Origin of the sequence: Sporanaerobacter acetigenes DSM 13106, assembly GCF_900130025.1 — a bacterium.
Classification (GTDB): Bacteria; Bacillota; Clostridia; order Tissierellales; family Sporanaerobacteraceae; genus Sporanaerobacter; species Sporanaerobacter acetigenes.
In genome coordinates, this window is sequence record NZ_FQXR01000010.1 from 84,823 (window position 1) to 96,341 (window position 11,519).

General features: G+C 34.3%; 9 protein-coding genes. 2 read left to right on the forward strand and 7 right to left on the reverse strand.

The features are described from left to right. Position 1: 1 nt before the first annotated feature. Positions 2 to 1,273, reverse strand: a complete 1,272-nt coding sequence (locus BUA21_RS10415) for an NAD(P)/FAD-dependent oxidoreductase (RefSeq protein WP_072744769.1) — start codon at positions 1,271 to 1,273, stop codon at positions 2 to 4. Between the two features lie 13 nt (positions 1,274 to 1,286). Continuing rightward, positions 1,287 to 2,996, reverse strand: a complete 1,710-nt coding sequence (locus BUA21_RS10420) for an FAD-dependent oxidoreductase (RefSeq protein WP_200796543.1) — start codon at positions 2,994 to 2,996, stop codon at positions 1,287 to 1,289. 209 nt (positions 2,997 to 3,205) lie between these two features. On the opposite strand from BUA21_RS10420, the gene BUA21_RS10425 reads away from it, so the two are divergent. Next, entirely contained in the window at positions 3,206 to 4,582 is a 1,377-nt protein-coding gene (locus tag BUA21_RS10425; protein ID WP_084604252.1) for an MATE family efflux transporter, read from the forward strand. A 44-nt stretch (positions 4,583 to 4,626) separates the two neighbouring features. On the opposite strand, the gene BUA21_RS10430 is transcribed toward BUA21_RS10425, so the two are convergent. Continuing rightward, positions 4,627 to 5,823: a MalY/PatB family protein gene (locus tag BUA21_RS10430; RefSeq protein WP_072744770.1), complete on the reverse strand. Its 1,197-nt coding sequence runs from the start codon at positions 5,821 to 5,823 to the stop codon at positions 4,627 to 4,629. A 190-nt stretch (positions 5,824 to 6,013) separates the two neighbouring features. Between BUA21_RS10430 and BUA21_RS10435 the strand changes: the two genes are divergently transcribed. Further along, positions 6,014 to 6,433 (forward strand): acyl-CoA thioesterase, encoded by a 420-nt coding sequence (locus BUA21_RS10435; RefSeq protein WP_072744771.1) that lies wholly within the window; start codon positions 6,014 to 6,016, stop codon positions 6,431 to 6,433. A 207-nt stretch (positions 6,434 to 6,640) separates the two neighbouring features. On the opposite strand, the gene BUA21_RS10440 is transcribed toward BUA21_RS10435, so the two are convergent. The 4 genes from BUA21_RS10440 to BUA21_RS10450 form a co-directional block, all read right to left on the reverse strand. After that, the gene (locus BUA21_RS10440) at positions 6,641 to 8,473 is read right to left on the reverse strand and encodes an ABC transporter ATP-binding protein (protein ID WP_072744772.1); all 1,833 of its coding nucleotides are present in this window, start codon (positions 8,471 to 8,473) and stop codon (positions 6,641 to 6,643) included. After that, positions 8,470 to 10,260 (reverse strand): ABC transporter ATP-binding protein, encoded by a 1,791-nt coding sequence (locus tag BUA21_RS10445; RefSeq protein WP_084604253.1) that lies wholly within the window; start codon positions 10,258 to 10,260, stop codon positions 8,470 to 8,472. Before BUA21_RS10445 ends, BUA21_RS10440 begins: the two co-directional genes overlap by 4 nt. Before the next feature lie 48 nt (positions 10,261 to 10,308). Beyond that, a complete protein-coding gene (locus BUA21_RS14740) occupies positions 10,309 to 10,446 on the reverse strand; it encodes a hypothetical protein (RefSeq protein WP_234973707.1) in 138 nt (45 codons plus the stop codon). A gap of 246 nt (positions 10,447 to 10,692) precedes the next feature. After that, positions 10,693 to 11,519: RNA-guided endonuclease InsQ/TnpB family protein (locus BUA21_RS10450; RefSeq protein ID WP_143147159.1), on the reverse strand; the 827-nt coding region annotated here is incomplete at its 5' end.

Sequence of the window (11,519 nt, forward strand, 5' to 3'; positions counted from 1 at the left end):
TCTATTTCCCCTCCTCTACAATTTCTACAACAATTTGACCCTTATTTTCATAGTCTTTAAACTTTTCACTATCAAATTTCACCACTACCATTTCTGCCGGTCTAACTATTCTACGTTTTTCACTATAGATAAGCACCTTGTTTAAATATACATTCACAGTACATTTTGGAATGACCTTTTTAGTTCTCATATATAGGGATACCTTTTCCTCTAAATCCTCCAAATTTAATTTTGAAGGCACTACCAACGAAATATTTTCTCCAGCTGTTATTTCAATAGGCATTTCACTTGCTTTTTTCCCTTTTATATAATTTAAAGCTCCTCTGGCAGCCAATTCACCAGTTTCAGATACATAATCAACAAGGTCAAATACTGCCACCACATTGCCAGCTGCAAATATTCCAGGTATATTTGTCATCATATAGCTATCCAATTCAGGGCCTTTGGTCACTTGAGAAATCTTTACATTTGCTTTTCTACTCAATTCATTTTCAGGTATAAGTCCCACAGAAAGGACCAATAAATCGCAATCAATATATCTTTCTGTCCCCTTTATAGGCTCTAAATTTTTATCAACTTGTGCAACAGTTACTCCTTCAATCCTTTCATTTCCATGTATCTCAACTACTGTTGTAGATAGATGCAATGGAATATTGTAATCATTCAAACACTGAGCTATATTTCTATTTAGTCCTCCTGGATTTGCCATGACTTCATATACACCTTCCACCTCTATTCCTTCCCAAGTCATTCTCCTTGCCATTATAAGGCCTATATCTCCTGAACCCAATATGACTGCCTTTTTCCCAGGAAGTAAGCCTTCTACATTCATGTATCTTTGTACTGCACCAGCCGTAAGCACTCCTGATGGGCGAGTTCCCCAAATAAATACTTGATTTTTTGTCCTTTCTCGGCAACCCATAGCTAAAATAATTGCCTTTGTTTCTACTTTTATGACACCATCTTCTTTATTTACAGCATGAATAATTTTGTCCTCAGATATATCAAGTACCATAGTATTTAGTTTTACATCTATATCAGTCTTTTCTATTTCATCTATAAAATGTTGTGCATATTGAGGTCCAGACATCTGCCTTTTAAATCTGTGAAGGCCAAATCCATCGTGAATACACTGTTCTAATATACCGCCAAGTTCATCATTTCTTTCAAGTATCATCACATTTTCTATTCCCTGTCTTTTTGCCTCCAAAGCTGCTGCAAGGCCGGCTGGTCCTCCCCCAATCACTACTACGTCTCTATGAATAGTCTTCATATTTTTCCCTCCATTATCGTGATTTACTTTCAATGATATATGAGCCCTTGCCTTTTTGTGTGATTTCAGTAACATCCACGCCCAATTCACGAGCTAATATTTTGACAATCTTTGGCCCACAGAATCCACCCTGACAACGTCCCATACTCGCACGAGTACGACGCTTTATTGCATCTACAGTTGTGGCAGGAATTGGTGAATGAATAGCCTCAACAATTTCTGCTTCTGTAATAGTTTCACAACGGCAAACTACATGCCCATACAATGGATTTTCTTTAATCAATTTGTCTTGTTCTCCAAAAGACAATTTTCTAAATTGTACAGGTGGTTTTCTAATAGGATTATAATCTGGATTCTTTTCAATTCCTCCTGCATCTTTTAGAACTATGTTTTCCACCATCTCTGCAATTGCTGGAGCTGATGCAAGGCCTGGGGATTGAATTCCGGCAACATTTATAAATCCCTTTACTTTCTTTGACATACCTATGATGAAATCTTCCTTATAGTCTGCAGGACGTATCCCGCTAAAATATGTGATCACATCTCTTCTACTTATATGTTCCTCAACTCTCGCACCAGATTCAAAAGCATAGTCAAATTCAACCTTTGTCACAGTCAAATCTTCCTTATCCATTATTTCAGTAGCAGAAGGTCCCCACAATTGATTCCCTTCAGGAGTTTGTTGTGGCCCACCACCCTTTGACTCTTTATTTCTCTTACTGTTTACAAGTCCTGAAGAACGTGTAACCCCAGCTTTATTTTTATCAAATATCAATATAGTACCCCTTCTTGGATGCAGAGTGAAAAATTTATCTCCTGCCATTTCAGCAATATCATCTGCATAAATTCCAGCACAGTTTATCACATATTTTCCCTTAAAAATACCTTTATCTGTAATGACACCTGCGACTTTTCCATTATCCGTCATTACATCTACGACTTCTGTATTAAGATGAAATTTCACTCCATTGGTAGCCGCATTTTCCGCCAACGCAATGACAACTCCAAATCCATCTACATAAGCAGTAGTAGGAGTATATAATCCCATAAGAGGCTTTTTCTTTATATTTGGCTCCATTTTCATTACTTCTTCGCCCTTAAGCTTTTTCATATGGGGAACTCTGTTTAATTTTCCTGCTATACTTGCAAGTCTTACAATTTTCATATCTTCTTTGCTGTTGGCAAGTATTATAGAACCTGTCCTCTTAAATTCAAATCCCAATTCTTCCGCCCATTTAGTATACATTGCATTGCCCTTTACATTTAACTTTGCCTTAAGTGTTCCTGGATAAGCAGCATTCCCAGGATGAATCATACCATTGTTGGCCTTTGAAGCTCCTTCAGCCACATCTTCATGTTTTTCAAGCAAAACAATATTCAATTTATATTTAGAAAGTTCTCTTGCAATGCCACATCCAGTCACTCCACCGCCTATTATGATGACATCTGATTCATCTACAACTCCTATCTTTCTCCCTTTTTCTATAAGCTTCTTTTTATCCTTTTTAAGTACATTCGCACCCTTGACCCCTATATCATTGACAACTCCATATACTCCTTTGGTCTTTCCAGCAATATGTCCAATTTCAACAACCTGATCCCAACTATCTACCTCACCTTTAAGAAAAACCACCTTGTCTTCATTGACTTCAACTTCAATGTTGTATCGGGATAGTTTTTCATTTTGTTTTATTTTAGTTAAAATTTTATTCTTTATTTTCAATACCAAAACCCCCGTTCCTTTTTCAATGTACATTTTTATGTACTTTCATTGTACTACATAGTTCTTCGTACTTCAATAGATTTTTATAAAATTTTCTAAAAATTTAAATAAGTTTAAAATTTTGAAGTTTCCAATTGACATACATTATAAAATGAACTAGTATATATTATATATTTAGAGACACTAAACAATTTGTAGGAGATGATAATATGAATGAACAATTAGACAATGAACTTCTTACAGGAGATCTTCGAAAAAATCTCCTCAAAATGTCTATCCCTACTATGCTGGGATTTTTCCTTCAAGCAGTATATGATATAGTAGATATGATATGGATAGGTAGAATATCAGCTTCTGCTGTCGCCGGAGTGACAATTTTTTCTACAGTATTCTGGATGGTAGAAGTATTAAATGAAATAATAGGCACCAGTTCTATTTCTCTCATATCCCAAAACTATGGCATGGGAAATACAGAAAAGACAAGAAAGGTTGTTGAACAAACCCTTACTTTTAAAGCACTTGTCGCAATCATAGCAGCAGTATTTATGGCTTTTTTCTTAGAACCTCTTTTGGGATTTTTCACAAGTGAAAAAGAAGTTGTACAAGCTGCACTTGATTATGGATATATAAGGATATTCTTTTTACCTATAATGTTTTCTTCTTATTCTGTAAATACGGCTTTGAGATGCTTAGGAGATGCTAAAAGCCCTATGTACATAATGATAGCAGCTGCCATTACAAATATAATTTTGGACCCCTTGTTTATGTTTGAATACTTTCCTGGAACCAATATACCAGGACTTAATTTAGGTGTATTTGGAGCAGCATTGGCTACAGTTATTTCAACAGTAGTAGCTTTCAGCATAGGATTTGGAATGCTTCTTAAAGGAGATAAAAAAGTTAAAATTTCTATTAAAGGCCTATTTAGCTTGGATTGGGAAATAGATAAGAAACTACTGACTATAGGATTGCCTTCTGGTATAGAAATTCTTTCTAGAAACTTGGCAAGTATATTTACACTAAAATTTGTTTCCCTATATGGAACCAATACAGTGGCTGCCATGGGAATTGGCGGAAGATTATTTAACTTTGCATTTATGCCCATAATGGGAATAGTCATGGGAAGCAGTACCATTGTAGGTCAATGTTTAGGTGCAAATGATATAAAAAGGGCCAAAGATACAGCAAAGTTTTCTGCACTGTTTAACTTCGTCATGATGGGTATTCTTTCAATCATAGCTATTATATTTCCTAAACAATTGATGAAAATATTCATAGATGATGTAAATGTAATAGAAGTTGGAAAATCTATGATTCAAATAATGATACCTGCATTAGCCTTTGGTGGAGCTGCTATGGGACTGGGTTCAGTTTTCGCTGGTTCAGGTCACAATACTCCTTTTTTATTGTCTAGTTTGGTATCTAGATGGGGAGTACAAGTACCACTCATTTTCTTAGCCACAAAAGTATTCCATCTATCAGTAATATACGTATGGATTAGTTTTTTAGTTGCAGATGCTATGGAAATGTTAATAGTATTTATCGCCTATAAAAGAGGAACTTGGGAAAATAAAAGAGTTTCATAATTTAAAACACTCCTCAAACTATGAGTTTAAGGAGTGTTTATTTATTATAATCTATTCACTGCTTCTTCTATTCTCTTTAGCCCTTCCTTAAGAGTTGAGCGAGGACATCCTATATTTAATCGTACAAAACTTCCACATCTTCTAGAAAAATTAGATCCTAAATTGACTCCAACTTTAGCTTCATTCGCAAAAAAGTCCATGAGTTGCTCCCCTTCTAAACCCAATCCACTACAATCAAGCCATACAAGATAGGTAGCTTCAGGCCTAATTGGCACAATTTGGGGTATTTTTTCTTCAAAATATTTCATGAGAAAATTTAAATTATCTTCAAGATACACCAAAAGTTCTTCCAGCCATTCTTCACCATTTCTATAGGCTACTTCCAAGGCAATACTTCCAAATATATTTCCACCATCTATATGTAAAGTCTCCAGTGTATTGTTAAACATACTTCTAATTCTTTTATTAGGTATGATAATAGCTGAGGTAGAGAGTCCTGCAAGGCTGAAAGTCTTACTTGGAGAAATACAAGTTACTGTGCACTGGGCCAATTCTTCTGACAATGAAGCTATTGGAATATGCTTATGTCCACTATATATAATATCAGAATGTATTTCATCAGAAACAATAAGTATATTGTTTTCTACACATATTCTGCCTAATTCCAACAACTCTTCTTTGCTCCAAGATCTACCTGTTGGGTTGTGAGGATTACACAATAAAAACATTTTCACCCTATTGTCAAATTCACCACTATCTTGTATGCATATTTGCTCTCTCAACTTGTCCAAATCCATATGATAATGATTGTCTTTTAAAATAAGTTCATTGTCTACCTTGATTCTGCCATTAGCTTCTACTACTGATTGAAATGGAGGATAAATTGGAGATTGTATGACCACTTTATCTCCAGGACGTGTAAATGTATTAACACACATGCTCAAGGCAGGTACAATACCAGGACTAAATGTTATCCATTCACTATCTATATCCCATCCATGCCTTTTTTTAACCCAATCTACTACAGTTTCATTGTAGGATTGTCCTCTGTATGTATAGCCATATATGCCATGTTCAAGTCTCTTTCTCATAGCTTCTATAACTTCTATGGGAGCCTTAAAATCCGTATCGGCAACCCACATGGGGACTATATCATCTCTACCAAATACATCCTTGCAGTCGTCCCATTTCGAACTATTGGTGCCTCTTCTGTCTATAACTTCATCAAAATCATAGTTCATTTTTCTTCCTCCTATCATCTTGTTTATTTATGCTATTTTCTTTATACATCTTCTTTACCACAATTATATTATAACAAAGTTTCATCTGTGAAAATAAAAAATTTGATACACTAACTTGTCAAACTTATGTAGAAAAATAATTATTTAAGTGTTAGAATATTTTTACTTGACAGATAAGGGGGTTTTATTTATGGAAAAGATAAACGTAGCACATTTAGTTAAATCTGAAGATTTAAATCATCATGGTACATTATTTGCTGGCAGAATGGCTGAATGGTTTGTAGAAGCTTGCTTTATTTGTGCAGCAAAAGTCACAGAAAAACCTCAAAATGTGGTCTGCGTCAATATACACGGTCTCACTTTCACCCAGCCTGGAAACAAAGGAGACATCATAAACATGGAAACTTCAGTTGCTAAAGCTGGAAGAACTAGTTTTACAGTATATGGCAAAATCACAAAAAACAATTCAGAACGTATTGTTTCAGATGGATTTGTAACTTTTGTATTCGTAGATGAAAATGGCAAAACTACTCCCCACAATATCACTATGGATGAAGCAAAAAGTAGTGAAGAAATAGCTATTAGAGAAAGAGCAAAAAATTTAAGATAAAAATAAAGATTATGAAAGTTTCATTAAAAAATAGTAGCTGATAAAGCTACTATTTTTTATACTCTACACATTAGTATAATCTTTTTTCAATTTGTTCATATATTTTATAATTGTTTTCATTAAAATAAAACTGCATTCTCTATAAACATAAAATAATTTGACTCTGAACATCCAGCAGAAATTTTGTCTTTCAAATTTCTTGTGAAATTATGCATGCACCAAATTTTCTTCCTTTACATACCACTTACTTTGGGCTTGAAACATTTCGGCATATTTGCCCTTTTTATTTATCAGTTCTTCATGATTTCCTATTTCAACTATTCGTCCTTTATCCATGACAACTATTCTGTCTGCTATCTTTGCAGAACCTAATCTATGAGTTACTATGATTGCGGTATTTCCTTCGGACATCTCTGCAAATTTTCGGTATATTTTCGTCTCTTCTACGGGATCTATTGCTGCTGTAGGTTCATCAAGAACTATCATATTGTGAATTCTGTAAAATCCTCTTGCTATTGCTATCCTCTGCCACTGGCCTCCCGACAAATCCACCCCGTCAAATTCACGGGAAAGCATCGTTTCATACCCTTTGGGAAACTTCTCCTCATTGACTTCCAAATCAGCTTTCAATGCCGCTTCTTTTAATGCTTTCTGTTCAGCCTCATAACTTTTCTGAGAGCCATTCTCTAACGAACTTATGGAGATATTTTCTTTAAGTGTCATTTGATATTTCTGATATTTTTGAAACACCGCCGAGGTATTTCCATAAAGGGTTTCAAAGGAAGCTTCTGAAGTATTGACTCCTCCGATGAATACCTTTCCTTCTGTAGGAGTGTATATTCCCAGCATAAGTTTAACCAGCGTAGTTTTACCTGCTCCGTTTTCTCCCACTATGGCAATTGTTTCTCCAGATTTAACTTTCAAATTTACGTCGGACAGAGAAGAACTTTTTGTTCCCGGATAGCTAAAGGAAACATTTTTTACCGATATATCGGGAACTTTATCAACAATTATATCCTTTCCTGTTCTTTCAGGTATTTCAAAAAATCTTATAAGGTTTTTTACCGTTCCCATGTCCTGTGTAATGATTCCTATATGACTATATATCATTTCTTCCATTACAAATATCATAAATCCCATAGATGAAAATACAGCTCCGAAAGCCCCTACCGATATATCTCCTTTTAAAAGGCTATCAAAAAGCAAATACAAAACTCCCATATATCCTAAGAGGGTTATCATCTTCATGGAAAGTTCCATAAGAATTGACTTTTTTTGAGCCTTCCATATTTTTTTGTTAAGCATCTTCAACGACGATAGATACAAATCTTTAAAATATCCGAAAGCTCCGAGAAGCCTTGTTTCTTTATAATATTCCCTGTCTCCCATACATCTTTCGTAGTATTCATACTCTCTCCTTATAGGTACGGATTCATCGGCAAGTTCACTGAAAGTCTTTACTCTCATTATCTGATTAAAAACAGTGGGGATAAATATTAATATTATGGATACTGCAAGAATAGGCCTTAGTCTGTAAAGATACACAACCATAAATAAAAAATAAAACAGATAAACCGTAAAGATACTTGTCAATCCAGATAGCAATTCCACACTGCTCGCCGCCCCTTCTTGAGCCTTTTTTATATCGTCTAAGTATTTTGTGTCGTCAAAAACTATGGGATCCAATTTTCCAGCCTTTTCGTTTATCCTTTTTCCCATATATCCTATAATCAAGTTTTCTTTGTTGTTATACATAAAATTATCAATACCGTTTAATATCCGGCATAATATTAATGCCGCTGCTAAGGCTGCCGCCATTAATATTATTTTCCTAAATCCACCGGTCACTTTTATGAAATCAGCAACGGAATCAAAAAACTTTTGAGTCATGTATACGCTAAATCCATGAGACAAGCCGTGGAGAATCCCAGCTCCAGTACTTACAATAACATAAATGGGGCAAGCTTTAAAGGCCATTGGAACAATCTTATGTAATATTTCAAAAAAAGAAATGTCATTTTTATTTTTGTCATCTATCATAGATACCAACTCCTTTGGCTCTCATACATATTTGCATAAATTCCATCAAGCTTCATCAGTTCACTGTGAGAACCGCTCTCTGCAACAGACCCGTGATCAATCACGAAAATTTCATCGGCGAGTTTAGTTGAACCCAGCCTGTGACTTATAAAAATTGTGGTCCCACCTCTGCTTATCTGTTCAAATTCTTCATAAATATGGCTTTCGCTTATGGGATCAAGGGCTGCCGTAGGTTCATCCAATATTTTGATCGGAGCATTGCCTACAATTGCTCTTGCCATGCCTACTCTCTGCCACTGACCTCCAGATAGATCCAAACCGCCACTCTTAATCTTGCCGAGAGGAGTATCCCATCCTTTGGGCAGCTTTTCCGCTACTTCTTCCAACCCCATTATCTTCATGGAATCTTTGATATCGTTTTCTGAACCTTTTTGATTCATACTGTTGATATTTCCTATGGCGATATTATCTTTCAACGAAATAAAGTACTTGGCAAAATCCTGATATACCACTGAGCACAGGGATTTTAGTTCGCTCTGTCTATATTCTTTAATATTCTTTCCGTTTATTAATATATCCCCTTCAAATTCATCATACAGCCCCGTCACAAGTTTTGTTATAGTAGTTTTTCCTGCTCCGTTAACTCCCACAAAAGCATAATGAAGTCCCTTTCTTATAATAAAAGAAATATTTCTCAGTATATAATTGTCGGTACCCGGATATTTAAAGGATACATTTCTAAATTCAAGTGAATTAAACTTTATATTTTCAGTTGAAGGCAGATCCAAAGCACCTTTTGTTTCATTCAGCTTCATGAAAATATCTAGATCTTTCAAATACTCCTTGTCCTTAGAAAATTGTGTTACATAAAAAGTAAACTGCCAAGACATCAATTGTGTAAGCTCAATAACTCCTGTAGAAATTGATATAAAAATTCCTGTGCTTAACAGCCCTCTATATACGGGTCTTATTAAAATTATAATTATTATCACGGAAACAAATATAGTGAATATACTTCTTCCCATTGTCCTCTTATAAACCATCTTATCCGTATTATATTCAATTTTTCTTGCTGTTTCATACTGTTCTTCCCATTTTTTGTTAACCTCATCCGTATATCCGAAAAGAGTTCTTTCTTCCACACTTTCTCTTCCCGTTAAGACTTCTCCCAAATACTCGAATCTTCTTCTGTACTTGGATACTTCCCTGTTTGCTTCATACATATCTTCTCCGCTTCTCAAGGATACCATAAATAAAGAAAATAAAATTCCAGATATAATTAATGCTGCCCACCAAACATAAGCAACCAATACGACTAACAATCCTATGACTCTTATGAATAAAGCTATCAATTCCAAAAAATTGTTGTAAGCATTTTTGCATTGAATCTCAGGTTCCTTCGACACCCTTGAAATCAAATCCCAGGTGTCTTTGTTCTCTACATGTTTATACTTCAGTTTTGCCCTTTTTTCAGTAATGGTAACCCTAAATTTTTCTCTGAGCCTCATTTGTAACTTCACATTTATTAGCTTTACAAGTTCTTCCGATACCCAAGAATAGACTATAAGCAAAACTACTGAAATCAAAGGCAAAAATATCTCGCTATAATTCATATCGCCAGAAACCACAGCTATGGCAGTATCCAAAAATTTAGCTGTTACTATTACCTGTAAAGTGGGAACTAAACCGCTTAAAATTTTTTCGAGCGCAATTGAAGCCGAATATGAAGGAGCATACCTGAAAGGGATTTTTATTATATCCCACCAACTATAGTCGGTTTTCTCCATTTCTATCACCGCCTTTTTAAATAATTATTATTATAAAAATATATATTGCTATTTAATAGAAATTGTACCATTAAAATATCGAAAAGTAAAGATATCTTTTTTTTCCCTGTTTATACTTGATGTTTCATACTCACCTTCATCATCAAACTTAAATCTACTACCACCTTGCCCTACGTTGAATTTCAATATTAGCACTTACTAATCTATTAGTAGGATCAGCTACATAGCTTAAAAGCCCATTAAAAACTAATAATGAGCCTAAAGTAAGCAGTACTTAATATAATACCTCACAATTCACATTTTAGTCTTCATTACTGTTGATAATATCACTTCATAAAAAAGTATATTAAAACCGTTCTACAAAACCTACTCAAATATATCAAAATATATTTATACAAATAGATTTTGCTCAAGAATTATCACCTTCTCGATTTAATTCATCCATATATTAGATTTCTCTAACGTATGGCCAGTAAATAGAATTTTGCTTTTTTTAAAATTCCATTTAGCTGTATATGTTGAGTTGTATAAATCCCAATCAACATAGTCCGAACCAGACAATAATTTATCTTTTTTAGCTATATTAACACTGCTGTTTATATCTCTTGATAATTTAGTTTTACATTTTTGACATGTAAATTCTCTTATCTGTGAATCTTTCTTTTCTTTATTTCCACATATACAACAAGTTTTAGTTGTATCTTTTTCGTCTACTTTTGAATAGTGTTTACCGCTTCTTTCCATTACCCATTTTAGTATGTTTCTAAATTCTCCTATTATTTCTTGATTTAGCATGCTTCTATGCATATTATCATAAGTTGCAGTATTAAGACTAGGAGTATAGTCTCCTATTGCTACATAATCATAGTTTTTTGCTACCCAATTAGCAATGCTATAACAACTTGACTTTATTTGTTCTCGTCTCTTGTGGTAAGCATTGTCTAATGCATTGTTTAGCTTTGTCCATCTTTTGCTTGGTAGGTAATAGCTTTTTCCTGTTTCTGTTTCTATTAGTTTTGATTTTCTGCTGCATAAGTCTCTTTTTGATTTTATTTCATCTATTACCTTATCCCAATATTTTATTTGTGGTAGTTTTTCAAATTCATAACTTACTCCAGTATTATCTATGGCTACAAAGAAGTTTTTATGATTTTGGTCTATTGCTATCCATTTGTTTATTTCTTTTTTGTCTATGTCTTTTCTTTCTATACAAAATATTGCATAGAATTTGTTGCCTTGTTGTTTGCATAGTCTGAAGT

Excerpts from the sequence above, each read along its gene's own strand:
- BUA21_RS10425 (WP_084604252.1), top strand. The coding sequence starts at position 3,206 with ATGAATGAACAATTAGACAATGAACTTCTTACAGGAGATCTTCGAAAA.
- BUA21_RS10415 (WP_072744769.1), bottom strand. The coding sequence starts at position 1,273 with ATGAAGACTATTCATAGAGACGTAGTAGTGATTGGGGGAGGACCAGCC.
- BUA21_RS10435 (WP_072744771.1), top strand. The coding sequence starts at position 6,014 with ATGGAAAAGATAAACGTAGCACATTTAGTTAAATCTGAAGATTTAAAT.
- BUA21_RS10430 (WP_072744770.1), bottom strand. The coding sequence starts at position 5,823 with ATGAACTATGATTTTGATGAAGTTATAGACAGAAGAGGCACCAATAGT.
- BUA21_RS10445 (WP_084604253.1), bottom strand. The coding sequence starts at position 10,260 with ATGGAGAAAACCGACTATAGTTGGTGGGATATAATAAAAATCCCTTTC.
- BUA21_RS10440 (WP_072744772.1), bottom strand. The coding sequence starts at position 8,473 with ATGATAGATGACAAAAATAAAAATGACATTTCTTTTTTTGAAATATTA.